Annotated in this window: 22 protein-coding genes; 11 read left to right on the plus strand and 11 right to left on the minus strand. The window is 61.6% G+C overall.

What is annotated here, in order from left to right; translation table 11 throughout:
* The 4 genes from topA to N4J17_RS03650 all read right to left on the minus strand — a co-directional run bounded on the left by topA (position 1) and on the right by N4J17_RS03650 (position 5,017).
* Entirely contained in the window at positions 1–2,307 is a 2,307-nt protein-coding gene (gene topA / locus N4J17_RS03635; RefSeq protein ID WP_198322923.1) for a type I DNA topoisomerase, read from the minus strand.
* Positions 2,308–2,383: 76 nt separating this feature from the next.
* Positions 2,384–2,851 (minus strand): DUF494 family protein, encoded by a 468-nt coding sequence (locus tag N4J17_RS03640; protein WP_198322922.1) that lies wholly within the window; start codon positions 2,849–2,851, stop codon positions 2,384–2,386.
* A gap of 35 nt (positions 2,852–2,886) precedes the next feature.
* On the minus strand, positions 2,887–3,981 hold the full coding sequence (gene dprA / locus N4J17_RS03645) for a DNA-processing protein DprA (RefSeq protein ID WP_198322921.1): 1,095 nt from the start codon (positions 3,979–3,981) through the stop codon (positions 2,887–2,889).
* A gap of 10 nt (positions 3,982–3,991) precedes the next feature.
* Complete coding sequence (locus tag N4J17_RS03650; protein WP_198322920.1) at positions 3,992–5,017, minus strand: LysM peptidoglycan-binding domain-containing protein; 1,026 nt, start codon at positions 5,015–5,017, stop codon at positions 3,992–3,994.
* 304 nt (positions 5,018–5,321) lie between these two features.
* Here N4J17_RS03650 and def point away from each other — a divergent pair, with 304 nt between their 5' ends.
* The 10 genes from def to typA all read left to right on the plus strand — a co-directional run bounded on the left by def (position 5,322) and on the right by typA (position 16,650).
* Positions 5,322–5,858: a peptide deformylase gene (gene def, locus N4J17_RS03655; RefSeq protein ID WP_198322919.1), complete on the plus strand. Its 537-nt coding sequence runs from the start codon at positions 5,322–5,324 to the stop codon at positions 5,856–5,858.
* An 80-nt stretch (positions 5,859–5,938) separates the two neighbouring features.
* Positions 5,939–6,865 carry a methionyl-tRNA formyltransferase gene (fmt, locus tag N4J17_RS03660; protein WP_198322918.1) on the plus strand — a complete coding sequence of 309 codons (927 nt, stop codon included), beginning with the start codon at positions 5,939–5,941 and terminating at the stop codon, positions 6,863–6,865.
* Entirely contained in the window at positions 6,862–8,157 is a 1,296-nt protein-coding gene (gene rsmB / locus N4J17_RS03665; RefSeq protein ID WP_198322917.1) for a 16S rRNA (cytosine(967)-C(5))-methyltransferase RsmB, read from the plus strand. Before fmt ends, rsmB begins: the two co-directional genes overlap by 4 nt.
* Positions 8,154–8,711 (plus strand): DUF4390 domain-containing protein, encoded by a 558-nt coding sequence (locus tag N4J17_RS03670; protein ID WP_198322916.1) that lies wholly within the window; start codon positions 8,154–8,156, stop codon positions 8,709–8,711. The genes rsmB and N4J17_RS03670 overlap by 4 nt, the downstream gene beginning before the upstream one ends.
* A complete protein-coding gene (locus tag N4J17_RS03675) occupies positions 8,693–10,897 on the plus strand; it encodes a sensor histidine kinase (protein WP_198322915.1) in 2,205 nt (734 codons plus the stop codon). Before N4J17_RS03670 ends, N4J17_RS03675 begins: the two co-directional genes overlap by 19 nt.
* Positions 10,894–12,261 carry a sigma-54-dependent transcriptional regulator gene (locus N4J17_RS03680; RefSeq protein WP_198322914.1) on the plus strand — a complete coding sequence of 456 codons (1,368 nt, stop codon included), beginning with the start codon at positions 10,894–10,896 and terminating at the stop codon, positions 12,259–12,261. The genes N4J17_RS03675 and N4J17_RS03680 overlap by 4 nt, the downstream gene beginning before the upstream one ends.
* Positions 12,261–13,634, plus strand: coding sequence for a Trk system potassium transporter TrkA (gene trkA / locus N4J17_RS03685; RefSeq protein WP_198322913.1), 1,374 nt, complete (start codon positions 12,261–12,263; stop codon positions 13,632–13,634). The genes N4J17_RS03680 and trkA overlap by 1 nt, the downstream gene beginning before the upstream one ends.
* 2 nt (positions 13,635–13,636) lie before the next feature.
* On the plus strand, positions 13,637–14,224 hold the full coding sequence (locus tag N4J17_RS03690) for a class I SAM-dependent methyltransferase (protein ID WP_198322912.1): 588 nt from the start codon (positions 13,637–13,639) through the stop codon (positions 14,222–14,224).
* Positions 14,221–14,613 carry a rhodanese-like domain-containing protein gene (locus N4J17_RS03695; protein ID WP_198322911.1) on the plus strand — a complete coding sequence of 131 codons (393 nt, stop codon included), beginning with the start codon at positions 14,221–14,223 and terminating at the stop codon, positions 14,611–14,613. The genes N4J17_RS03690 and N4J17_RS03695 overlap by 4 nt, the downstream gene beginning before the upstream one ends.
* Before the next feature lie 216 nt (positions 14,614–14,829).
* Positions 14,830–16,650 carry a translational GTPase TypA gene (typA, locus tag N4J17_RS03700; RefSeq protein WP_198322910.1) on the plus strand — a complete coding sequence of 607 codons (1,821 nt, stop codon included), beginning with the start codon at positions 14,830–14,832 and terminating at the stop codon, positions 16,648–16,650.
* Between the two features lie 174 nt (positions 16,651–16,824).
* Here the strand turns inward: typA and amoB are convergent, their stop codons facing one another.
* The 7 genes from amoB to N4J17_RS03735 all read right to left on the minus strand — a co-directional run bounded on the left by amoB (position 16,825) and on the right by N4J17_RS03735 (position 24,916).
* The gene (amoB, locus tag N4J17_RS03705) at positions 16,825–18,069 is read right to left on the minus strand and encodes a bacterial ammonia monooxygenase, subunit AmoB (RefSeq protein WP_338457635.1); all 1,245 of its coding nucleotides are present in this window, start codon (positions 18,067–18,069) and stop codon (positions 16,825–16,827) included.
* Positions 18,070–18,166: 97 nt separating this feature from the next.
* Positions 18,167–18,910, minus strand: coding sequence for a bacterial ammonia monooxygenase, subunit AmoA (gene amoA, locus N4J17_RS03710; protein ID WP_198324339.1), 744 nt, complete (start codon positions 18,908–18,910; stop codon positions 18,167–18,169).
* 148 nt (positions 18,911–19,058) lie between these two features.
* A complete protein-coding gene (gene amoC / locus N4J17_RS03715) occupies positions 19,059–19,841 on the minus strand; it encodes a bacterial ammonia monooxygenase, subunit AmoC (protein ID WP_338457636.1) in 783 nt (260 codons plus the stop codon).
* Positions 19,842–20,207: 366 nt separating this feature from the next.
* A complete protein-coding gene (locus N4J17_RS03720) occupies positions 20,208–21,020 on the minus strand; it encodes a formylmethanofuran dehydrogenase subunit C (RefSeq protein WP_198324166.1) in 813 nt (270 codons plus the stop codon).
* 34 nt (positions 21,021–21,054) lie between these two features.
* Entirely contained in the window at positions 21,055–21,951 is an 897-nt protein-coding gene (gene fhcD, locus N4J17_RS03725) for a formylmethanofuran--tetrahydromethanopterin N-formyltransferase (RefSeq protein WP_198324165.1), read from the minus strand.
* Complete coding sequence (locus N4J17_RS03730; protein WP_198324164.1) at positions 21,948–23,615, minus strand: formylmethanofuran dehydrogenase subunit A; 1,668 nt, start codon at positions 23,613–23,615, stop codon at positions 21,948–21,950. Before N4J17_RS03730 ends, fhcD begins: the two co-directional genes overlap by 4 nt.
* A 29-nt stretch (positions 23,616–23,644) precedes the next feature.
* The gene (locus N4J17_RS03735) at positions 23,645–24,916 is read right to left on the minus strand and encodes a formylmethanofuran dehydrogenase subunit B (protein WP_198324163.1); all 1,272 of its coding nucleotides are present in this window, start codon (positions 24,914–24,916) and stop codon (positions 23,645–23,647) included.
* A 260-nt stretch (positions 24,917–25,176) separates the two neighbouring features.
* On the opposite strand from N4J17_RS03735, the gene N4J17_RS03740 reads away from it, so the two are divergent.
* A complete protein-coding gene (locus N4J17_RS03740; RefSeq protein WP_198324162.1) occupies positions 25,177–26,169 on the plus strand; it encodes a beta-ribofuranosylaminobenzene 5'-phosphate synthase family protein in 993 nt (330 codons plus the stop codon).
* The last annotated feature ends 1 nt before the right edge of the window (position 26,170 follow it).

Below are 26,170 nucleotides of genomic sequence, written 5' to 3' on the forward strand. Positions count from 1 at the left end.
TCAGGCAGCGGAATCGGTCAGCGGCTCACCCTCGTAGGGCGCTGCATAACCGCACTCCTTGCGTGGGCAGACTTTCTCGGTGCCGCGGCGCTTGGTGGTTTTCAGTGTGAGCACGGGCCACTGACAGGCGGGGCAGGCCTCGGCGATGGGAGGATTCCACACCGCATAGCTGCATTTGGGATAAGTCGAACAGGAGTAAAACAGCTTGCCAAAGCGGGACTTGCGCTTGGTCAGGGTGCCCTGGCCACACTCCGGGCACGGCACGCCGGTGTCGGTGGGTTTCTCCAGCGGCTCAATGTGGCGGCAGGCGGGGTAGCCGCTGCAGCCGATGAACCGGCCATAGCGCCCGGTCTTGATGACCAGCGGCGAGTTGCACTTGGGGCACTGCCGCCCCTCCACAACCTCGGGATCGGCTTGCTCCGACTCTTTGCCAGCCAGATTCCGCGTGTATTTGCATTGCGGATAGTTGGTGCAGCCGACGAAGCGGCCGTTGCGCCCCAGCCGGATCGAAAGCGGACTTCCGCATTCCGGGCATTTCTCGTCGATCGCCTCGTGGGTGACGTCGGCCCGTTTCAGGCTTTCATCCTTCTCACCGATGAGTGCATGGAAGGGTCCCCAGAATTCCCGCATAAGCGGAATCCAGTCCTTCTCACCCCGCGACACCGCATCCAGGTCGTCTTCGAGATTGGCGGTGAAGTTGTAATCGACATAGCGGTTGAAATGCTCCGTCAGGAACTTGTTCACCACCCGTCCCAGATCGGTGGGACGGAAGCGCTTGTTTTCCAGCTCGACATAATGCCGCTGCTGCAGCGTCGAAATGATGGTCGCATAGGTCGACGGCCGGCCGATGCCGTATTCTTCCAGTGCCTTGACCAGACTGGCCTCGGTGTAGCGGGGCGGGGGCTCGGTGAAATGTTGGGAAGGAATCACGTCCTTCAGGTCGACCTCCTGCCCTTCCGCCAACTTGGGCAGATAGATTTCGTCGCTTTCCTCCGGCACGTCATCCTGTCCTTCCCGGTACACCGACATGAAGCCCGGATGGATCACCGTCGAACCGGTGGCGCGGAACAGGTTGTCAGTGCTGCCGCAGGCGAAGTCCACGGTGACGGTGTTCAAGGTGGCATGGACCATCTGACAGGCCACGCTGCGCTTCCAGATCAGGCTGTAGAGCTTGAACTGATCCGGCGTCAGATGCGCCTTGACCGACTCCGGCGTCCGGAACGCCGAGGTCGGACGGATCGCCTCATGGGCTTCCTGGGCATTCTTGCTCTTGGTTTTGTAAAGTCGCGGCTGCGCGGGCAAATTGTCCTTGCCATAACGCGACTCGATCAGCTCGCGCAACTCCTGGACGGCCTCCTGGGCGAGATTGACCGAATCGGTACGCATGTAGGTGATGAGCCCCACGGCCTCGCCGCCCAGGTCGATCCCTTCATAAAGCTGCTGGGCCACGGTCATGGTCCGGCGGGTAGTGAAGCCGAGCTTCCTGGCTGCTTCCTGCTGCAGGGTCGAGGTCGTGAAAGGCGCGGCCGGATTGCGCTTGCGTTCCTTCTCTTCGACCCGGACCACCCGCAATTTGCCATGGGCCTGATCCAGCAGGCTCTGCCGCGTGGCCTGCGCCTGCGCTTCGTTGACGATGCTGAACTGCTCCAGCTTCTCGCCGGCAAGATGGGTCAGGCGGGCCGAAAGTGCCTGGTCTTCGGATTGGATCGCCGCCTCGATGGTCCAGTACTCCTGAACCTGGAAGCGCTCGATTTCAAGTTCGCGCTCCACGATCATCCGCAAGGCCGGGCTTTGCACACGCCCCGCAGACAATCCGCGGCGGATCTTCTTCCACAACAGCGGAGAAAGTTTGAAACCAACCAAGTAATCGAGTGCCCGCCGGGCCTGCTGGGCGTGGATCAGATCGGTCGAGAGTGTTTTGGGGTTTTCGACGGCTTCTGTGATGGCGCGCTTGGTGATTTCGTGAAACACCACGCGATGGACCGGCTTGCTGTCGAGAACCTGCTGTTCCTTCAGCAATTCATACAGATGCCAGGAAATCGCTTCGCCCTCGCGGTCGGGGTCGGTCGCGAGGTACAGCGCATCGGCTTTTTCCATGGCTTTGGAAATCGCCTGCACGTGTTTCTTGTTTTTCTCGATGATTGCGTACTTCATCGAAAAGTCGTGATCGGGATCGACTGCGCCTTCCTTGGGGATCAAGTCCCTCACATGCCCGTAGGAGGCATAGACCTGGAAAGACTTACCGAGATATTTTTCGATCGTCCGGGCTTTGGCCGGCGATTCGACGATGACGAGGTGTTGAGCCATGAATGAATGAAACCTGCCTCAGACGGCGGCTCCCGGAACGGGCCGCGGCATCGCGGCCGGAGCTGCCACCCGGGCGTTAGTGGATATAGCCGGGAAAACTTTCATAAACGAGATTTTCCATGCGCGCGAATGCGACCTCCTCGCTGGGCTGGCTGAACAGCACCATCAAGACGACCCATTTCAGGTTTTCGAGCGAGATGGTTTTCTCGTTCAAAGCCATGAGGCGATCGATGACCATTTCCCTGCTCGCAGCGGTCAGAATACCGCTCTGCTCCAGGAACATCAGGAAACCGCGGCATTCCACGTCCAACTTGGCCCGCTCTTCCGATGAAAAGATACGGAAAGCCGGAAGGGAGGCAGCCCGCATCGGCTGCTGGGTCCCCAACGTCTCCAGCCAGTCGAACGCCCGATTGACCTCCTGCTGAGGAAAACCCGCTTCCAGCAGTTCGGTCCGCATCTCATCGGGATCCGGCGCCTGTTCCGGATCACGGTCCAGATAGTTTTCGAACAGGTAGATCAACACATCAAACACGTTTTCTTTCATTGGCCCTCTCGAGTGGGAGAGCGTCGGGACGCTCCCTACTTTACACGGCAATATCCGCCGCCTGGCGCAGCCGCCACATGGCCCTCCATCTCGAGCAGGACGAGTTTCGAGGCGATGAGGTTCGCTGTATAACCTGTTGCCGCGACTAGAGTATCCACCGACGTCGGCGCATAGGCAATATGCGCCAGAATCCGCGCGGCCTCCGCGTCCGCCGGCGGAACCACGGCCGACTCCTCCTGATGATCCACGAAACCCGCCAACGCCCCGAGATCCTCGAGGATGTCCGGCACCGATTCCACCAGTTTGCCACCCTCGCGGATCAGGGCGTGGCAGCCCCGAGCCAGGGGATCGAGGATCGACCCGGGTATGGCGAAGACCTCGCGCCCCTGCTCCATCGCCTGGCGCGCGGTGATGAGCGAGCCCGATTTCAGAGCCGCCTCCACCACCAGCACCCCCAGACTGAGACCACTGATGATGCGGTTGCGACGCGGAAACCCCTCCCGGCTCGGCGGGGTACCAGGGGGAAACTCGGAGACGAGTACCCCGCCGCTAGCGATGATCGCATCGGCCAACGCCCTGTGCCGGGGCGGATAGATGCGATCCGGGCCGCATCCGAACACGGCAACGGTCGGCCCCCCAGCCTCCAGGGCCCCCTCGTGTCCGGCGGCGTCTATGCCCGCGGCCAAACCGCTGGTGACCACCAGCCCGGCTCGAGCCAAGGCGGCAGCGAAGCGCCTTGCCGTCCGCTGCCCCGTCGCCGTAGGGTTGCGGCTGCCGACAATGGCGATCTGCTTGCACCTGAGCACGGCGGCATCACCCCGCGTGAAAAGCGCCACCGGCGGATCGGCGATATGGCGCAACAAAGCAGGATATTCGCGATCGTGCAGCGTGAGGCAGCCATGTCCCGGCTGCGCCAGCCAAGCGAGATCCGCCTCGACCTCCTCCCAGCGGGGGCGCATCAGATGATCCAGTGCATCCTCGCTCAAGCGCAGCCCATCGTAGTCCGCACGCGGCCGTGCGAATACCGCGCCGGCCGAGCCGAACCGATCCAGCAGGGACGCCGCGCGGCGCGGCCCGACACCGGGCAACCGCACCAGGGCCAGCCAGCAGTGCAAAGGGACCCCCGTCATCGGCCAGACGTCACCGGGATTTCACAATGTCGCCGACGTGCATCGCCCTGATGGCCTTCATGACCAGCGCATAACTGACCCGCTCGAACGGCCGGAATACCACCAGCGAACCCGACCAGTCTGGCGGCATCTCGACCACGTTGCCGAAACCGCCGGCGACATAGTCTTTGATCGTATCGACTTCATGGTAGATGTCGAGCACATGCCCGACCTCCAGTCCGTCCCGGCTGCCTCGGTCCAGGACGATCACTTGGTATTGCCCAAGCTGGGTCACGCCGTCACGCACACCGATGATCCTGCCGGAGACCGGCTTCGCCGGAGCGTGCAGCGTGTACGAAGTCATAAGCTCTCGCGGCTCGACGGCCAGCAGACGATCACCGATCACGGCCTCCCGCTCGGCCCGGACCAAGAGAAACTCCGCCAGCTCGCCGGCACGGCGCAGCTGCGCATCCCCGATATACAAGGCTTCATGGCCAAGCACTTCCTCGGTGACGCCATCGCGATAGACGGGGCCCGGCCGCACGACCGCCAGAACGCAGCCATCCGCTGCTTTGACCCCTCGCGCATAGAATCTGTAACCGGCGCCGCCGGCGATGTGCTCGTCCGGGAACCCGACGATGTAAGGGAGCGTGTCGACATTGGCGCCGTCCAGGACTCTGGGCCGGGTCAGGAATGCCCGGATGGCATGCTCCGGAATGACCGGGATCTCCCGCACCAGCGGTGTCACCCGAATGACGGGACTCAAGGGGACGGTGGGGGCGGTCTCGATCTCGATCCTGGGCTCACGCCCCCGCCGGCGCAGTACAAGCACGTCGCCCGGATAGATTTGGTCCGGGTTGGCCAATGCCGGGTTCCGGTACCATACCTGCGACCACTGCGCCGGATTCTGCAGAAAGCGGGAGGCGATGTCCCAGAGCGTATCGTTCACCTGCACCAGGTAGCGATCTGGAGAATCCGGATTGAGGGCGATCCCGTCCGCGAAGGCGCCTGCGTAGATGAGGAGCAGAGCCAGGCCGGCGGCAAGCCTGGCGATCATGGGCATCCTCGGGAGATCACGAGGAAACCGGAGTGAAGTTTTCTTGTCTTATTATTCACAGACCTTGTATTTCCAGCTGCATCAGGCTTTAACGTGAAACAACGCGAAGCGCTTTTTTTGTTCTCCCTCTCCCGCGTGCGGGAGAACTCTGGAGGGAAGGGACCGATCCTGGCAAGGAGCGGCTCTCGTCCATCCAGAGTGGCTGGCCGCCATGATCATTAGATTCATTCTCCCGGCGGAATTCGTTAGAATTCTCCTTGCTTGAGCAGCTATGTTTCCCGCCCGCCCGGCGGAAGAGGCTACCGTGACCATTCTATCCATTCTCGAATTTCCTGACGAACGTTTGCGCAAGAAGGCCGCGCCCGTCGAAGTGTTCGACGACGACCTGCGCAGGACCGTCGACGACATGTTCGAGACCATGTACGCAGCCCCCGGTGTCGGCTTGGCGGCCACCCAGGTCAACCTGCACAAGCGCATTCTCGTCATCGACGTTTCCGAAGAAAAAAATGCGCCGCTTTGCCTGATCAATCCGGAACTGCTCGAAAAGCAAGGGAACGGGGAGATGGAGGAAGGCTGCCTTTCGGTGCCGGGGATTTTCGAAAAAGTGTGTCGAGCCGAATCGGTCCGCATCCGCGCCCAGGACCGTAACGGCGAATTCTTTGAAATGTCGGCGGAGGGATTGTTGGCCGTCTGCATCCAGCACGAGATGGACCATCTCGAAGGCAAGCTGTTCCTGGACCATCTTTCCGCTCTGAAGCGCCAGATGGCGCGCAAGAAACTCCAGAAAGAGCGGCGCATGAAGGCGATCAACAAGACTCCGCGTGCCGCGGCAGCCGTCTGACCGCCTCGCGTGGGAGCAGAAAGCGACGATCGCCCCTTTTGCGGCAGGCCGCCGCTTCCGCCCAACCGTAAAACGGCTTCATGAGAATCGTATTCGCCGGCACCCCAGAGTTCGCCGTCCCTGCCCTGCGCGCCCTGATCGCATCGGGCAACCCGCCATGCGCCGTCTATACTCAACCCGACCGCCCCGCCGGCCGTGGCCGTAGAATCGCGTCCAGCCCGGTCAAGCAACTCGCGTCCGATCACGGCCTTCCCGTGTTCCAGCCGGAATCCCTGAAAGGGCCGGAGGAACTCGAACGGCTGCGCGAGTTGGCGCCGGACCTGATGGTGGTGGTGGCCTACGGCCTGATCCTGCCCCCCCCCGTCCTGACCGTTCCACGGCTTGGCTGCGTCAACATCCATGCCTCCCTGCTGCCCCGCTGGCGAGGCGCAGCGCCGATCCAGCGTGCCATTCTCGCCGGCGATCGGGAAACGGGCGTCACTCTCATGCGCATCGAGCCGCGTCTGGATGCTGGGCCGATGCTGGGCAAGCGGAGCTGCCTGATCGGTGACGACGATTCCGCCGCCACCTTGCATGACCGCCTCGCCGGCCTCGGGGCCGAATTGCTGGCCGAGTTGCTGCCCGCGCTGGCAGAGGGCTGCCTGGCCGGTGAAGCGCAAGACGAGAGTCGGGTGACCTACGCCGAGAAGATCGAAAAATCCGAGGCACGCATCGACTGGCAGCAGGATGCAACCACCCTCTCCCGCCGGGTGCGCGCGTTCAATCCCTGGCCGGTGGCGGAAACGACGCTGGATGGAACGGTGTTGCGAATCTGGTCGGCCCGGGCACTAGACACCCCGCAGGACACCGCCCCCGGCACTGTCCTTGCAGCAGCGAAAAACCTCGACGTAGCCTGCGGGCGGGGCACTTTGCGTATCCTTGAAATCCAGACCCCGGGAAAACGGCGGATGAGTGCCGCAGACTTCCTCAACGCCCACGCGCTGGCCGGAAAACGGCTGGGGACATGACGACCAAAACCCGCATGCTGGCCGCCGCAGCGCTTCATGATGTCGTCGTCGACCGGCATTCGCTGACCTGGGCGCTGGGAAAACGCCTTCCGTCTTTGCCAGATGCCCGTGACCGGGCGTTCGTGCAATCGCTATGCTACGGCGTAATTCGCGCCTTCGAGCCGCTGGATTTCCTGCTCGGCAGCCTGGCGACCAAACCGATCCGCGACCCGGAAATCCGGCTGCTCGCGCTGATCGGTCTCCACCAGTTGCGCAGCATGAACGTCAAACCTCATGCCGCGGTGTCGGAAACAGTCGAGGCGGCCGGCCGGAAAAGCTGGGCGAAACCCTTGCTCAACGCCATTCTGAGGAACTATCTACGCCGCAAGGAGGAACTGGAATGCCGGGCACTGCAGGACCCCGCCAGCCGGGATGCTCACCCTGCCTGGCTGCGCAATCGGCTCGCCGCCGACTGGCCCGAGCGATGGGAATCTCTGGTGCAGCAGAACAATCTGCCGCCGCCGATGACGCTCCGGATCAACCCGCTCAAGGACGATCGCGCAGCCTACCTCGCACGACTGGCCGACGCCGGCATCGCCGCCCGCCCCTGCCACCATTCACCTTGGGGACTGACCCTCGAATCGCCGGTCCCGGTCGAAGCCTTACCGGGTTTCGCCGAAGGATGGGTATCGGTCCAGGACGAAGCCGCCCAACTGGCGGCGCCGCTGGTGGGCGCCGAACCGGGCGAACGGATCCTGGATCTGTGCGCCGCTCCCGGTGGAAAGACACTGCACATGATCGAACTCTGCCGGGGAGACATCCAAGCCGTCGCGGTGGACATCGATGCCGATCGGTGCGTGCGTATTCGTGAAAATCTGGAGCGGGAAGGACTCTCCGCAAAGGTCATCGCCGGCGACGCCCGCGCACCGGAATCGTGGTGGGACGGCTGCCCCTTCGACCGCATCCTGCTCGATGCGCCCTGTTCGGCGACCGGAGTCATCCGGCGCCACCCGGACATCAAGCTGCTGCGGCAAGCACGCGATCTCGACACACTCAACGAACTTCAGGCAGCCATCCTTGCTGCCGCCTGGCCTCTGCTCAAACCCGGCGGCACCCTCGTCTATGCCACCTGTTCGGTCATCCGTGCCGAGAACGACTTGCAGATGAAACGCTTTCTGGAAACCCACGCCGATGCGGCGGAACTGCCGCCGACCGCGGACTGGGGCATCCCCTTGCGCCATGGCCGCCAGATTCTCACCGGCGAATCCGGCATGGACGGCTTCTTCTATGCCCGTTTGCGCAAGACGGGATGAACAGGTTTGCCGGCTGGCTGGTCCTCTTCTGCCTCCTCGCCCCCATCGCGGGCTGGAGCGCCGAAGCGGGGTTCGCCGTGCGCCGCGCCGACCTGTTCCGGCACGAGGACCGCTCCTGGGGGCTCGATGCCGACATCGACTACCATTTCAGCGAAACCGCCGTCGAAGCCATGCACAACGGCGTCCCCTTGACCCTGGTCTTACGTCTTCGGGTCAAGCGGGTCAGACCCTGGTGGTGGGATGAAACCATGATCTCGGAAAACCATCGGCGGACCATACGCTTTCACCCGCTGGCACGCGCCTATCAGCTGACGACGGCCGAATCCGGTGTGACCGAGAACTTCGCCAGTCTGCGCGCCCTCCTGGATGCATTGGGGCGGATAAGAAACCTGCCGATCGAGGCCCCCCAAACGTTCGGCAGCGGCGAATACCGCGCCGCCCTCTCGGTGACGCTGGACATCGAATCACTCCCCCTGCCATTGCGCCCCACGGCCTATCTCTCCCCCCAGTGGCATCTCAACAGCCCCTGGTTCCGATGGTCATTCGCAAACTGAGAATCCGCCTGCCCCTCAGCCTGGTCGTGATCGCGCTGTTCACGGCCATCGTCGCGTCACTGCATCTGATGAGCTCCGCCACGCAGAGTTCGCCGCAGCTCGGCAGCATGTACTCGCTGCTGGTCCTCATCAATTCGGTCGGTTCGATCCTGCTGCTCACACTGGTCGTCGTCAATGTCTATGGACTCCTCCGCCAGCTCGCCAAGCGGACAGCCGGCTCCCATCTGACGGCCCGCATGGCGTTTCTGTTCGTCCTGCTCAGCCTGGCACCGGCCTCCATCGTTTTCTACTACTCCATGCAGTTCCTCAAACAAAGCATCGACAGCTGGTTCGACGTGCGCATCGACCAGGCCATGGAGGACGCGCTGGAATTGGGGCAGGCCGCGCTCGATGAGCGGATGCGCGCCATGCTGCACCAAACCGAACAAGCGGCGGCCGAACTGCAGCTCGCCCCGATCATGGAATATCCCTTGCGCCTGACCGAACTCCGGGACGAGCTGGGGGAAGGCGAATTCACAGTGTTTTCCAGGCAAGGGCGGATCATCGCCGCCGGCGGCTCTCAGCTCGGCTTCATCCTCCCCGATCTGCCGGACGCCGGGGTTCTGCTCCGGGTCAAGCAAGGCAAATCCTCTGTCCGCCTGGAACCCAACCCGGATGGTAATCTACAGATCCGTGCCGTCGTGGCCATCCCTTCCGATGATCCTCTGTTCCTGCAGGCCGTGTTTCCCGTACCGCTGCGAATCTCCCAGCTTGCCAGCACGGTCGAAGCGGCCTACGTGCACTACAAGGAACTCGGCTTCCTCCGCAGTTCCCTCAAGCACACGTTCATCCTCACACTGTCATTGGTATTGCTGCTCAGCCTCCTGGCAGCCATCTGGGTGGCCTTCGTGAGCATCCGCCGCATCGTCGCGCCGGTGCGGCGGCTGGCCCAGGGCACGCGCGCGGTCGCCGAAGGCCGCTACGGCCAGCGCCTCGCAGTGCGGGCGAAAGACGAACTCGGCTTTCTGGTCGAATCGTTCAATACGATGACAGAAAAACTCGCTCTGGCCAGCGAAGAAGCCCGGCTGTCACGGCTCGAAGTCGAGCGCCAGCGCACCTATCTCGAAACCGTACTGTCCAATCTGTCCTCGGGTGTGCTCAGCTTCGACAACGCCTCCCGGCTTCTCACCGCCAACCGGGCCGTGGACGACATTCTGGATGTTCCCGCCCACGATTACCTGGGCCTCCCACTCGGCCGGCTCAAAGCCAAACATCCCTATCTCGCCGAACCGCTGGACCGTATCGAACGCTGGCTGGAAAAGGGCGCAGGCACCTGGCAGGGCGAAATGGCTTTCGTCGGCCCCTCCGGCCGCCGTGAGCTGTATTGCCATGGCACCCCCTTGTTCAACGGCAACGGCGAAAAACTCGGCGCCGTGGTGGTATTCGAAGATGTGACGGCACTGATCCTGGCCCAGCGCCAGGCGGCGTGGAGCGAAATCGCCCGGCGCCTGGCCCACGAGATCAAGAATCCGCTCACACCGATCCAGCTCTCCGCCGAACGGCTGCATCACAAGCTGGCCAACCGGCTCGACGCCCGCGATGCGGAAATCCTGGACCGTTCGACCCGCACCATCGTGCATCAGGTCGAGGCGCTGAAAGCCATGGTCAACGCCTTCGCCGAGTATGCGAGATCTTCGACCATCCAGCTCCGGCGGGTTGCGCTGGCCGAAATCGTGGAGGAAGTGCTGGCCTTGTACCCGCCACAATCCGGCCTCACCTTCGAAATCGATGAAACACCGGATCTGCCCAGAATTTCCGCCGATCCGCTGCAACTGCGACAGGTCTTGCACAATCTCATCAAGAACTCACAGGAAGCCCTGTCGCCGTCCACTCAAGGTAAGATGTGCTTTATTCTTCGCAAGACAATCGACCAGGGAGAATCCTTCGTGCAACTGACCGTCCGTGACGACGGCCCCGGCATTCCGAAGGACCAGGCAGATCGGATTTTCGAACCCTACGTCACCACCAAGACCAAGGGCACCGGCCTGGGGCTTGCGATCGTCAAAAAGATCATCGAGGAGCATGGTGGGACCATCCGCGTGGAAAACGGGTACCAGCAGGGTGCCGGCTTCATCATCCGGTTCCCGGTTCCAGAAACAGACATTAGAGCCGAAGCAAGTGGCGGGAGCTCTGGAGCGAAATCATGAATCAAGGCTGCATATTGGTCGTCGATGACGAGCCCGACATCCGGGGACTGGTGCAGGACATCCTCACCGACGAAGGCTATGCGGTAGTCGCCGCCAACAACGGGGCTGCCGCCCGCCAGGCCGTCCGGGAACATCGGCCGGACTTGGTCCTGCTGGATATCTGGATGCCGGACGAGGACGGCATTTCGCTGCTCCGGGAATGGCTGGAAAGCGGAGCGATCGACTGCCCCGTCATCATGATGTCCGGCCACGCCACGGTGGAAACCGCCATAGAAGCCACCCGCCTGGGTGCCCACGACGTGCTGGAAAAGCCCATCTCGATGGCGAAACTCTTGATCACCGTGGAGCGGGCACTGGAGTCGGTCCGCTTGAAGCGCGAAACCGTGGGAGTGAAGCGTGCGGCCGAAATGGTGCCGGTGGAACTGGTCGGCAAGAGCGCGTCGATGGAGCTGCTGCGGGAGCAGATCAAACGCATCGCCCAGCACGACGCACGGGTTCTTTTGGTCGGAGAGGCCGGCAGCGGCAAAGAAACCGCCGCGCGTTACCTGCATGCCCACAGCTCACGCCGTTCCGGGCCGTTCCTGGAAGTGGCCGCCGGCACCATTTCGCCCGCTGCATCCGCCATCGAATTCTTCGGCAGTGAAAACAATGGAAAAATCCGCAGGGGATTGCTGGAACAGGCCCACGGAGGCACGCTGTTTCTCGAGGATGTCTCCGACCTCGAGCCGGAAACCCAGGTCCGTCTCCTTGGGGCGCTGGAAACCGGCGTGTTTTACCGCGTCGGCGGCACCGAACCCATCCATGCGGATTTCCGGCTCGTCGCATCGACGCATGTGCCCCTGGACGATGCGGTCCGCGCCGGACTTTTCCGCCGGGAACTGTTTTATCTGCTGAACACCGTCACGCTCAAGATTCCGCCGCTTCGGGAACACAGTGAGGATGTCCCTGAATTGCTCCGGTTTTATGTGGACTATTTCGTCAGCCGGGAGAAGCTCCCCTTTCGGCGTTTTCCGGTCTCGGTGCAAAACTTTTTACGTCACTACGCATGGCACGGCAATGTCCGGGAGTTGAAAAACCTGGTCCAGCGGCTGTTGATTCTGGGCAGCGGCGAAGATGTCTCACTGGATGAGGTCAAATCCATCCTCGGCGGCACCACCGATGCCCTGAAAGCGGAAGGCAAATCCGACTTTTTCGAGCTTCCGCTGAAAGAAGCCCGCGAACGCTTCGAAAAGACCTATCTCGAATACCATCTGGACAAGTACGGCGGCAGCGTCGCACGGCTGTCCCAGGCCATCGGCCTGGAGCGTACGCATTTGTACCGAAAGCTCAATGCGTTGGGTATCAAGTTCAAAGACAAGCGCTGATGAAGATCATTATCCTGGGAGCCGGTCAGGTCGGCACGAGTGTTCTGGCCAGCCTTTGCAGCGAGGACAACGACATCGTCGTCGTCGATAAACAGACCAGTGTCCTGCGGGAACTGCACGACCGCTTCGACATCGGCACCGTACAGGGTAATGCGGCGCATCCCACGGTGCTAAAGCGCGCGGGCGCCGACGACGCCGACATGCTCATCGCCGTGACCAGCGATGATGAAACCAACATGCTGGCCTGCCAGATCTCGCACACCCTGTTCAACATTCCGAAGAAGATCGCGCGGGTGCGTGCCATCGAATACCTGAGCTACCCGGAGATATTCTGCAAGGAAGGCGTGCCCATCGACGTAGTCATCAGTCCCGAACAGATCGTCACCCAGATGATCGAACGGCTGCTGCAATGTCCAGGCGCATCCCAGGTTCTGGATTTCGCCGGAGGACGGATCCGCCTGGTATCGGTCCGGGCGCTGAGCGGAGGACCTTTGGTCGGCCGGGAAATTCGCGAGCTTCACCAGCACATGCCCAATGTCCATGCCCGGATCACCGCAATTTTCCGCAATGGCCGTCCCATCGTCCCGAATGGACGACAGACGATAGAGCACGGCGACGAAGTGTTCTTCATGGCCTCGTCCGAAGAAATCAGTGATGTAATGAGTGAGCTGCGTGAACTCGACAAGCCTTACAGACGGCTCATGTTCGCCGGAGGCGGACATATCGGCAAGCGGGTGGCGCAGGCATTGGAACAACGCTATCAAGTCAAGGTCATCGAGAAAAACGCCGATCGCGCCAAGAAGATCGCGGGCGACCTGACCAATACCGTAGTGTTGCTGGGAGATGCTTCCGACAAGGAACTGCTGCTGAGCGAAAACATCGAAACCACGGACATTTTCTGTGCCATCACCAATGACGATGAAGTCAACATCCTGTCCGCGATGCTGGCCAAACGGCTGGGTGCACGGCGCGTCATCAGTCTGGTCAACAAAGCCGCTTATGCGGATATCGTCGACCCCAACCAGATCGATCTGGTCATTTCACCACAGCAATCCACCATAGGCGCCCTCCTCCGTCATATCCGCAAGGGCGATGTAGTCCAGGTCCATTCGCTGCGCCACGGCGCCGCCGAAGCGCTCGAAGCGGTCGCACACGGAACGCCCGGCAAATCGAAGGTGATCGGCATACCGATAGACCGCATCGCTATTCCGCCGGGCGTGGTCATGGGTGCCCTGGTCAGAGACAAAGAGGTGATACAAGTCCATCATGACACGGTCATAGAAGAAGGGGATCATGTCATCATGTTCTTGCTCGACAAGAAGGTGATTCCGATCATCGAACAGATGTTTCAGGGAGAATCTCACCGGGGTTGACGATGGACACCGAGACGACCCGGCGAAAGTGGGACCGGATCTATCGGGAATGGAAGGCTCCCTTCCCCGATGTCGCCACGGTACTGTCCCAGAACGAGCACCTCCTGCCAGCTGGCGGCAGGGCGCTGGACCTTGCCTGCGGACTCGGAAGCAATGCCCTGTTTCTGGCTCGGCGGGGGTTCGAGGTGGACGCCATCGATATTTCCGAGGCGGGAATCGAAGCGCTGGCCCATACCGCGCGCATGGAAGGTCTGCCCATCCACGCCCGCGTCGGCGATGTCATGGAATGCCAATGGGCCACCGAACATTATGATGTGGTCGTCGTAACCCGGTTCCTCGAGCGAACGCTGGTGCGGGCGATCGTGGACGCACTCAGACCGGGCGGCTTGTTGTTCTATCAGACTTTCGTGAAGAGCAAGAGCAGTGATTACGGTCCCAGCAACCCGCGCTTCCTGCTGCACGACAACGAACTCATCCGGCTCTTTGATGGGTTGCTGATCCGTTATTACCGGGATGAAGCACGGGCAGGCCGACCGGATGCCGGCCAACGCGACGAAGCTTTTCTTGTAGGCCAGAGACCCGAATCATGATCGAGCAGATCGACCCCGCTGCCGCCTGGCAGTTCATGCTGAACCATCCCGAGCACGTTCTTCTCGACGTGCGTGACCCCATCGAATTCGCGATGATCGGGCACCCGCCGGAGGCGAAAAATGTTCCCTGGAAATTTGCACCCGGTTGGCGAATCAATCCCGATTTCCTCGAAGGGGTCAAGCAGCTCGTACCCGATGTTGCGACGCCGGTCCTGCTCCTGTGCAGAAGCGGGCAGCGGTCCCAGGAAGCCGCGGAACAGTTGGCAGCGGCCGGCTATTTGAAACTGTACAATATATGCGAAGGTTTCGAAGGCCCTCTGGACGACGACCGCCATCGCAGCTCGAGAGGAGGTTGGCGTTTTCGAGGTCTGCCTTGGGAACAAAACTGACCGTCATGACGACCGGCCGCCCCGGATGCGGAAAGCGGCTTCCCGCTCCTTTCAAAGAGAAAGGGTGAGCAGGGTAAGTCGGCTTTCACATCGGAGCGAGCCGTCGTTCTCCGCGAAACCGCAAAACTGAAATCGCGGTCAAATTTTCCATAAGCACCCGGCTTCGGCTTGAAGCTGGGTGCTTTCTTTTTTCCCACCCGACACCCTTTGAGAAACATGGTAGAAAAATTACGCAACATAGCGATCATCGCCCACGTCGACCACGGCAAAACCACCTTAGTCGACAAACTGCTCCAGCAAAGCGGCACCTTCGCTGCTCATGAGCGGGTGGGGGAGCGCGTCATGGACTCCAACGACCTGGAGAAAGAGCGAGGCATCACCATCCTCGCAAAAAATACGGCCATCAAGTGGCGGGATTACCGTATCAACATCGTAGACACACCCGGCCACGCTGACTTCGGCGGCGAGGTCGAGCGCGTCCTTTCCATGGTCGATTCGGTGTTGCTGTTGGTCGATGCCGTGGACGGCCCCATGCCACAGACTCGCTTCGTCACTCAGAAAGCCTTCGCCATGGGGCTGCACCCCATCGTAGTGATCAACAAAATCGATCGTCCCGGCGCCCGTCCGGACTGGGTGCTCGACCAGACTTTCGATTTGTTTGACCGCCTCGGCGCTACCGAAGCCCAGCTCGATTTTCCGGTCATCTACTGCTCGGCGCTGAATGGCTATGCGGGATTGAATCCCGATATCACGGAAGGAACGCTCGAGCCGCTGTTCGAAGCCATCGTGAATCATGTATCGCCGCCCGACGTGGATATCGACGGGCCGTTTCAGATGCAGGTCAGCAGTCTCGATTACAATTCCTATGTGGGAGTCATTGGCATCGGCAGAATCACCCGAGGAACCATCAAAAGGAATACCCCCGTCACACTGATCAAACGCGATGGCAGGCAGGGCGCGGCACGCATTCTTCAGGTTCTGGCGTTCCACGGCCTCGAACGCATCGAAAGGGAAGAGGCAAGCGCCGGCGATATCATTGCCTTCACCGGTATCGAGGGGCTCGAGATTTCGGATACGCTTTGCGCAGTGGGGTTTGCAGAACAGCTCCCCCCGCTCACCGTGGACGAACCCACGGTGAGCATGACCTTTCAGGTAAACAATTCGCCTTTCGCAGGAAGGGAAGGCAAGTTTCTGACGTCAAGGCAGATTCGCGACAGACTGAATAGGGAACTGATCCACAACGTTGCACTGCGGGTGGAGGATACGGCCGACCCGGACAAATTCACGGTTTCCGGCCGTGGTGAACTGCATCTTTCCATTTTAATCGAAAACATGCGAAGGGAAGGTTACGAGCTGGCCGTTTCCAGACCCGAAGTTATCATTCGGGAAATCGACGGCGAACCTTGCGAACCGTATGAATTCGTGACGATCGAAGTGGAGGAAGCACATCAGGGTGCCGTCATGGAAAAGCTCGGTGAGCGTAAAGGCGACCTCCAGAACATGGTGCCGGACGGCCAGGGACGCGTGCGTCTCGAATACCTTATTCCTTCCCGCGGCCTCATCGGATTTCAAACCGAATTTCTCACCACGACTTCCGGAACCGGCCTGCTGTATCACATATTCGATCACTACGGACCGGTCAAGAAAGGCGCGATTGGACAAAGAACCAATGGGGCGCTTATTTCCAACACGTCGGGCAAGGCGCTGGCATTCTCATTGTTCAATCTACAGGAACGGGGACGCCTGTTCGTCGAACATGGCGATGAAGTATACGAGGGCATGGTCGTAGGCGTGCATAATCGGGGCAACGATTTGGTGGTCAACCCTACGAAAGCCAAACAGCTCACCAACATCCGGGCGGCCGGCAGCGACGAAAACATACTGCTGACACCTGCGATCAAATTCAGTCTCGAGCAGGCGATAGAATTCATCGATGACGATGAACTCGTGGAAGTGACCCCCCAGACCATTCGTATCCGCAAGAAACTCTTGCAGGAACACGAGCGAAAGAAGGCTTCCCGAAGCGCCGAGGCCTGACAGCGGTCCCCCCACGGCACTAGACAAAAGGCCCCGCCAAGGCGGGGCCTTTTATTTGAAAGCTCGCACCTGAAAATCCAAAGCCAGGCATAAAAAAACCCCCGACCGTTGCCGGTCGGGGGTTTTGGCTTTCACCACCGCAAGGGGAGTCCCGAAGGACTCCCCCTCAGGCGATTACATGAACGACGGGATCAGCGGGGCGTCGATCTGTACGATCTGACGGTTGCCCGTGGCGTCGAAGAAGAACAGCAGACCGGCGAAGCGGCTGTCCGGATCGTAGATGATGTCGGACAGACGATACACTTCCCATGCCGCATCCGACGCCGTCACGTCGACCGTGCGGGTCTCACCCGGCGCGATCGGGCTGTTGTCGCTGACGCTCAGGCCGTCTTCAGCCAGCAGGTCTTCCGGATAACCGGTGGTGTCTTTGTACACGTCGGAATCCAGGAAACGCACCGAGGCGGTGTAGAACTCACCCAGCCGGATCGGGCTGTTGCCATGGTTGGTGATGGTCAGCTTCATCCGCATGGCGCGGCCCGGCACGCGGTAGGTGGCGTCTTCCACTTTCACCGACACCGTCGGCGCCGGCAGTTCCAGCGGCTTCATGCCACGCATGGTTCCGGCCTGCAGCGGGATGGTGATCGGGTACTTGCTGTTGGTGCTGGACATGGCCATGACCACGATCAGAATGGTGGCGGCCAAGAAGCCCATCGCAACCTTGCGGTCGGTGCCCGAGACCAGTTCGTCCCCACGACCGGCATCCACCATCAGCAGACGGGGGATGAAGATCGGACGACGCGACCAGTAGGCGATCCAGGCGACACCGATGGCATACCAGAACGCGTGCCAGAAGTAGGTGTTGCCTTCGTTGTAGGTCTCCAGGTCGATCGTCTGACCGGTCAGGGTGGTGATGGGGTTGCGGAATTCACTCATGGAGCCTTCCACGGTGATCCATTTGCCGGGGCCGATGATCGGTCCGCCACCCTGGACGTTCATCATGGTGTGAACGTGCCAGTCACCCGGACGACGGGCTTTGAGAACCACCCGGAAGTCGTAGGTCTTGCCGATTTCCAGACGCACCGAGCGCGGCACCAGCTGGCCACCGATGTACGATTCCTTACGGATGAACACCGGACCCGGCATGCCGACGTTGAGGAACGCCACATCCGGTTCGTCGACCGTTTCCGGCCAGCCTTCGAACACGTGGAACTTGCCTTTGATTTCCACGGTTTCGTTGATTTTGACTTTCTCTTTCGACCAGCTCAGGTCGTACCAGTGGATGGTACGCATGCGCATGAACGCCGCCTGCGATTTTTCACCGTGGGCGCTGGCGCTCGGCGCATAGAAGCTGGTGGCTGCCACGGCGGACAGCAGTCCGATTGCAGACCATTTTGCAATCCGGTCCTTTATTGTTTTCATGATCTCTCCTCTTTCGAGTTCTTGCTGTTGGGTCACTCGCCGGCCTGTCGCCAAGCCGGACGACGGTCTTTCACTCACAGGTCTTGCCGCAGCCCGATCAGGTGCTCTGCAGGAACCGTTCGTTGGAGAACCAGCGACCGATGAAGTGCCACATGAAGTAGATCAGGATCGACATGAACGCGGAGAAGAATGCCGATACCGGGGCGACGTCCTTACCGAAGGTACGCAGGGTGCCCTTCTCTACCATGCGGATGTACTCGGGCGTGCCGGTACGCACATAGTTGTAACCCTGGATGTCGGCAACCGACATCAGCATGCCGTTGTATTCCACCGGCACGTGCAGCGGCGCGATGATCGGCCAGTTGCCCGGGTAGAAGATCAGACCCCAACCCATCGCACCGACGATGGCGGTGAACAGGTAGCTGCCCGACAGCATCAGTACGGTGTCCAGGATGATGGCGCCCGGCACCAGCGAGGCGGGGAACACGAAGTTGATCGGGAAGTAGGTCCAGCCCCAGAAGTTGAAGTAGCGGTTGATCCACTCACCCAGCAGCAGGCCGAGTACGCAGACAGTCGCTCCCCAGGGCAGACGAAACCGCTCCCACAGGTAGGATTGGACGGCCGCCGGGAAGGTGACCAGCACGATCGGAGTCACGGTGACCCACAGACGCCGGTCTTTCCAGTCCGACCAGAAGTCCCAGTCGCCCATGGTGAGCATGGCGTGAATGTGGTACGAGCCCACGATCACGAAGAACACCACGAACAACGCCATCCAGTCGATGGTCCGGGATACCTGGACCGCTTCGGCGTGCGAACGAACCGCAGATTGCGCAGCACTCATTAAAGTTACCTCCAAATTTGTCGTTTTCTTATTTTCGACGGGAGCCGGGACCACCCGCCCCCCGTCGCCGCGAGTCCTTTCCGGCCGCCGGTCCGGCCCGGGGTCTGTGCGCCAGCACCCCCACCGGCCCGCCGGCCTGCGAAGTTCCTTATTTCGCGATCAAGCCTTCGTCCACGGCTTCACACAGGGATTGTCCCAGTCCGCCCTGGGCAAAGCTGTAGAAGGTCTGGGTCAGGGTGCCCATGACGGCCAGCGCCAGCCAGCCGAAGATCACGAAGCCGTAGTGCAGCGGCGCCACGAACAGCTCTTCCATGAACCAGAAGGTGTGGCCCCACTCGTTTAGACCCACGTTCGGCAGAATCATGAACGGACCCACCACCAGCACCAGGTACGGCAGCGAAATGCCCTTCGCAAAGAACGGCAGACGCGTCTTGGCGTAGATGAACGCCGCAAAACCGGTGATGATGTAGATCGGGTAGCTCAGATAGAACTCGATGATGTGCGACGGCGTGAAGTCGGTGTCGCGCACGATCGTCTGATGCCAGGTGCCGTCCTGCTCGGTGAAGTAGGAAGCGCCCCAGTAGAGGGCCCAGGCGTAGGCCACCAGCCAGGTCAGGTGGGTGAAGTTGCGGCGCAGCTCTTCACGCGGGGTCAGCGCGGCCAGGTTGCGGTCGCGAGTCTTCCAGAGATAACCCCACAGGATCGAAGCCGTCACGATCTCCAGGACGATCTCGGTGTACAGGAAGTTCATCCAGTAGGTTTCAAACTCCGGCGCGAACGAGTCCAGACCGGCGGACCAGCCGTAAACACCTTCGTACCAGCGTACCCACATGTAGAACACGGTGTAGATCGCCAGCGCGAACGTGAGCCACTTTTTGTCCAGCAGCGGCGCTTCGGCCGCGGCTGCACCACCCAAAGTTGTTGCTGCCATTTTTACCTCCAACTGTTATATCGGACATAAACACCGGTGCATCGCCCGGTGAATCTTCTCTCACTTCCCTGCTTGGTTTATGCATCCTTGCCACCCCTTAGAACCGCAGCCCTCAGGCTGGCCGGCCCTCTTGGTGCGTCGCAGTCTATCACCCGCCCCGAAGCTGTCAAGAAAAATCTGCGGCAATTTGACGCAGGTTCGCCGGGTGAGCCAACGTCATGAATCTGCGCCCATGGACGGAATTAAGGTAACGGACGGCGCGGGACGAAACGCCCCCCGCCATCCGACAACGGCGGGAACCATGGCCTCCTGGCGGCTTGCCTCGGGACGCCGAGAAGTCCGGCGCGCCGGAGGAGACCGCAAGGCTCAGGCGACCAGAAGGATTTCGCCCTTGCCCTGGACCGACAGGTCTCCAGCCAAACGGCGCACGCGCAACCGGCGCGCCTGAGGGTCGGAGAAGCAGGTATTCAAACCCTGGTAGCCTTTGAGGAGCAAAGGCAGAAAACCCAGGGTATGCAAACCGCAGTCGTTGAAAGTGGCGCCGATGGCCACCGGGGAACCGTAGAGCAACAGGGTTCCGCGCCTCATGGCGTAACCGGCGCAGGCGCCGACGCGTCCCCGTACGGCGATGGTGCCGGCCGTCATCCGGGCGCCCAGGTACATCCCGGCGTTGCCTTCGATGAGAATCGATCCGCGGCGCATGTGATCGCCGACCCGGTCTCCGGCATCGCCACGAACGATCACGATCCCTTCCGACATGCCTTTTTTGTTGCCGGGGAGAGCGCTCCCGAGCAGATCACCGGCATTGCCGCAAATCTCGACGATACCGCCCTTGAGTTCGCACGCCGCATACAGACCGGTCGAACCGGACACGCACAAATACCCTCCTTTCATGTGCATACCGGCGTAAGCCCCGGCATCACCCTCTATGATGAGAGAGCCCCGCGCCATCCCCCTGCCGGCGAAGTCGAGTTTCGGCGAGCCGGAAATACGGACCGACTCCGCATCGTCCCCTTCGATGTCGAACAGCTCTGCCGCGGCGATTCGGCGGTTGCCGTACTGCAGGTCCAGCGCGGCAATCTCCTTGGGCGCTTTGCCCAACAGCAGATCCGGCACGAGCGGCGAGACATCCAGCCGCTGCCGCAACGGCGACTTCAGCGTAAAGCTCAATGCAGTCATAGTCGATTCCTTGTTGGCCGGGGCCGGACGGTGTTCAGCCCATGATTTCGCGGAGATGGAACAGGAACGGCCCGAGCTTGCCGCCGTAGTTGCCGGCGCTGATACGCCGGATGCCATTGGCTGCCCCCAGCCCGCAAGCCGCTTCGATGCCTGCGCGCATCGCCCGGGCGATGTCGGCATCGCTCAAACCGTCGATCACGATCTCCATCACCGATTCGATTTCCGGCGAAAGCTCCGTCCTCGTTTGCCCTTTCAAGGTCGGGCAAAAGGCGTCGTTGGTCGATGCCGGCAGGGTCTTGTACTTGGAGCCGACCTTGGAACCCGAACGGACGACACCGCCAGGGAACGGCATGATGACGTTGGGTATTCGACGCATCGCCTCGATCGCCGCCTCGCAGGCGGCCAGCGCCTGCGGCTGCGATTCGGCCAGGATGAGGAAATTGCCACCCCCGACCGCCTTGATCATGCCGGTGGTTTCCTCACAGAGGAACTCGCCGTCCATGACCGGCACGCGCCAATAGCGCTTGCCGGCGATCCGTTTGGAAATCTGGAAGCCGTCGCCGAAATAACGCAGATTTTTCCCCAAAGGAATCTGTTCGCCTTCATCCAAACCGGCGAACAGCGCCGAGGTGGGCGAGGTCAACACGCATTGACCGGCCCGGGTTTCCAGTTGCTTCGCCAGCCCCTTGCCGCCCATGGCGAACAGCAGCACCGCAACGCCGGGACGTCCGTCCGGTGTTTCGGCGGGATCGAGCTCCCGTTCGATGCCGGCTTCGCAGCCGCAGGCGATGACCGAGGTCGCGAAACCCGTCATGGCCTGGGCCGCATGATGAGCCCATTTGTGATTCTGGGCCGTGATGATCACGCGCGTGGCGCGCATCGGGAAGGCCTCTGCGAAAGTCTCGTCGATGTGCACGCCGTTGATGATCATGACCGCGCCCCCTGATGGCAGGGATGGACGAGGATTTTGCTGCGCCCATCGCCTTCGATTTCCCAATCGTTGATGATGAAATTATCCAGCTTCATGGTGTGGTAGCGGTCGAAGTAATCGCGCAGCCGCGTTTCGATGCCTCTGTCGAAGTCGGGCTGGACGGTATGCAGATTGCCCCATACGACCTTGACAACCTCACCGTTGCGCACCACCAGTTCGCCGTCTTTGAAGACGTAGTCCGGCCGTGTGAACATCTTTTCCTTGTCGGCCTGCTCCGTGTAGACGGTGATGTCCGCCGCCGCCCCCGCCCCGAGATGACCGCGGTCGGTCAGCCCCAGCAGCCTGGCCGCACCGGCCCTGGTCAGGATGGCGATCTCATATAAGGAGTATTCACGGTCGATCGAGCCCAGCGTACTCAGCGCCGCCGCATCTGGATTGATCGCAGCCAGCATGTCATTGCGGAAGCTCTTGTCCATCAGCAGCCGGATCAGATGCGGATAGGTCGTGAACGGCGCGCCGTTGGGATGGTCGGTGGTCAAAAACACGCGCCAGGGATCGTCGACCAGGAGGAAAGTTTCCAGGCCGATACACCATTGCAGCGCGTTGACGAAATTCTTGTCGCGATACTTGAACGGCACCACACCGCAGCCGGCATCGCATTCGATGTCCATACACACCCATTTGTCGGGATGCGCATGGCCTGCATTCGCGTGCTGACGCATCGAATCGCCCGAAGCCGTCACGGTCTGGCCGAACAGAATCTGGCCGACGTCGATCGTGATGTTCTTGTTGGCATTGATGGCTTCGGCGATGCGGGCTGCGCCGGAGGAGAACTTGCGGTCCCCCTCGACGCCGTAACTGTGGAACTGGATGTGGGTCAGATGCATCGGTAGACCTTCGATGCCACTGATGGTGTTCAGTGTGGTCTCGACGTTGCCCGGCACTCCCAGGTTGCAGCCGTGGACGTGCAGCGGATGCGGCACCCCCAGTTCGTGTACGGCGCGCGCCAGCGATTTCAAAATCTGTCTGGGCGTGACGCCGTAGTAGGCGTGCTTTTCGTCCAAATCCAGCATACGCTGGTTGAACTTGAAGGCACTGATCCCTCCAGGATTGACTACCTTGATCCCGATCGCCTTGGCGGAATGGATCGTCCAGGCGACATAGTCGTTGATGAGTTGCTGGTCGCTGCCCGAGGACAAGAGCCGCAGGAAGAAATCGTCGCTTCCCAGCATGACATAGCCACCGACGTCCAACAGCGGCACGTCCGCCATTTCCATGTGGGCCTGGCGCGCGTTGATGGGCAGCACGGCAGGCTCGAACCCCGCCGTGTAGCCCATCTCGGCGTAACGATAGCCGGTGGTCAGGGTCGAAGGCGCGGCGTGGCCGCAGCCCGCCCGCATCAGGCCCCGGCGCGGCTGGGGATCGGCGCGATGGTCTTCCGGCAGCAGGTTGCGGGCGATGGTCACCTTGCCACCGCCGATGTGGGTATGCATATCGATGGCACCGGCCATCACCACCTTGCCGCGCAGGTCGTATTCCTGATCCGGCGTTGCGCCGTTCAGCGAATGGACGATCCTGCCGTCGCGGATGAAAAGGTTGCGCACCTGGCCGTTGATGCCGTTCGCCGGGTCGTAGACGGTGCCGCCCGTGAGCTTGATCAGCATGATTTGGGTTCTCCCTAAAAAGCAGGCCGCTAGAGCGACTGCTCGATCGCGGTCAGCACGGCGGCCGCACTCGTCAGCCCGCAATCGCGCAGCGGATAGAGCGGCATGGCCACGACATTGTCGCAGCGGTACATGTGGCCAGCATGGTCGATACCCGGAACACCCACCGGAATGAACACGTCCGGCTCCTTGTCGAACCGCATGCCGGAGCGGCCGATCACCACCGTCGGCACCGCGGCTGCCGGCGGCGGCGCCGCCGAGAGGCTGGACACCCAGATCAGCGCGTCAGCTTCGCCCTCGCTGAGCATGCGCGCGGCGTCATTGAGGTACGGATCATATTCGGGGAAGCCACGGGCGAAACTCACCCGTGTCGGATAGCCGGTCAGCCAGGCGCAGACCTGGCTGGCGGTCCTGTCACCGTCCTGTCCCCCCAGAGGCAGAACCGCTGCGCGGGTTTCCTTGTTGAGGACGGTCACCGTCTGGCAAACCTGCTGCACCGTCAAATCGGCATGAGGGAAATCGAGTTGACCCGCCACCCAGGTCACGACACTGTAGCTCGACCGCCTGAGCCGGTCCACGACCCCCTGCAACACCCCGACCGGCACCCCCCCGACCGCTTTGGCCTGGAGCGATGCGCCACGCGCAAGCGCGGACAGCACCGCGGCGAGTTCCGGCAGATACTCGGGAGCGCATTCGATGACCTGCGGACGTCGCCCGTCCGGAGACACCGCTGCATCGCCGCTTGGAGCCCGGCCGAGATAGATCACTTCCCGCTTGGCGGGGTCCTGCCCGAACAAGGTTTCCTGGTTCCAGACGAAACGCTCGAAAAAGCGGGGGAACGCGGCCTCGACGTCACTGCCGAAAACCAGCAACACTTCGAGGCGATTCTTCACTTCGGCCAGCGTCGTCGCGATCCAGCCCGAATCAGCCAATACCAGCAGGTTGCGGACGCCGCCGCCGGCGCGGGCTTGATCGAAGACGCCACGGGCCTTGTCGATCAGCGCGAGTGCGGCGCGGGTGTCATTGACGTCGGTGCCGAAACCGCTGAATACCGGCAGCCTGGCATCTTTTAGAATCGCCGCTGCCTGCCGAACCGCATCCTCCAGAGCGGCCGGCTCGCCGGCAATACGGGGAGCGGTATCGGTCACGGCCAGTTCGAAACCGGGAACCGTGACGGCATCGCCATTGGCCAGCACCCGCACGCTCGAACCGCAAACCTCGATTTTCAGGTCGTCGGAGGCGATACCGCAGAACGGACTGGGAACGCTCTCCCAGACCTTGGCCGAGGTGTTGTCGGTCATGCCCTTTCCTTTATAGTCTCTGATGAAGAGTCTGTAGTGGTTCCAAGCCCACCGCCAGCGGGGGCAGGGGACAGGCAGCCATCCGCGTGGCAGGCAAGCATAGGGAATCCAGACTCGTTTTTCAACTTGACGCCCCATGGGGCGAATGATCGACAAAAAGGCCCTGTTCCTCTACGCTAACATCTTTTTGGTGCGCCGCATGACCGATCGGGCCAACCCGCGGAGTGGCGCCGACATCGCCCCTGCACCACCCGAACACCATGCCGAAACCGTTTCCGCGCGTCCGTGTCCATGCTCCCGCCCGTCTGCATCTCGGGTTCATCGACATCTCCGGCACGTTCGGGCGCCGATTCGGCAGCATCGGTGTCGCGATCGACGACATAGCGACGCGCCTGAGCCTCTGGCCGAGTCGAGAACCACGCGCTGTCGGCCCGTCGGCGGAAAAGGCGCTGGCCATCCTGGAAAAGCTCGAAGCCGCTTTGAACCTGCCGGGCTCGGCCACGGTCGAAATCGAATCCGCGATTCCGGAGCATGTGGGACTGGGATCGGGCACACAGATGGCTCTCGCCCTGGGCAGCGCCCTCCTCCTGGCCTATGGGTTGCCGCTCACGCCCCGCAATCTTGCTCCTCGCATCGAAAGGGGCGCGAGATCGGGCATCGGCCTGGCTTCGTTCGAACAAGGCGGACTCATCGTCGACGGCGGGCGTGGCCCGGAGACCATCAGTCCACCGGTGATCGCCCGCTTGCCGGTGCCGGAAGACTGGCGCTTCATCCTGGTATTCGACTCGCGAGGGCAAGGGCTCCACGGCAAGCAGGAAATCGATGCCTTCCAGACCTTGCCGCCGTTTCCGGAACAAGAAGCCGCCCGCCTGAGCCATCTGATCCTGATGCAGACACTGCCCGCCCTGGCAGAACAGCGACTCGAAACCTTCGGCGCCGGCATTGCCGAGATCCAGCGATCCGTGGGTGATTATTTCGCCCCCGCGCAAGGAGGGTGCTTCACCAGCCCCGACGTCGCCGGCGCCCTCGACTGGCTGGCGGCGCAAGGTGCGGTGGGCATCGGCCAGAGCTCATGGGGACCCACGGGATTCTGTCTCGTCGCTTCCGAACGGGAGGCCCGCCGGCTGGCAGCGGCGGCTGCCGCATTGAAGATCGCTGCGCACCTGGATTTCAAGATCGCCCGGCCGCGCAACCGGGGGGCCGATGTGACGCTTGCAATGCCGGCCGCCGAGGCGGCTCCCGTCCAAGCCTAGC

Origin of the sequence: Methylococcus capsulatus, assembly GCF_036864975.1 — a bacterium.
Classification (GTDB): domain Bacteria; phylum Pseudomonadota; class Gammaproteobacteria; order Methylococcales; family Methylococcaceae; genus Methylococcus.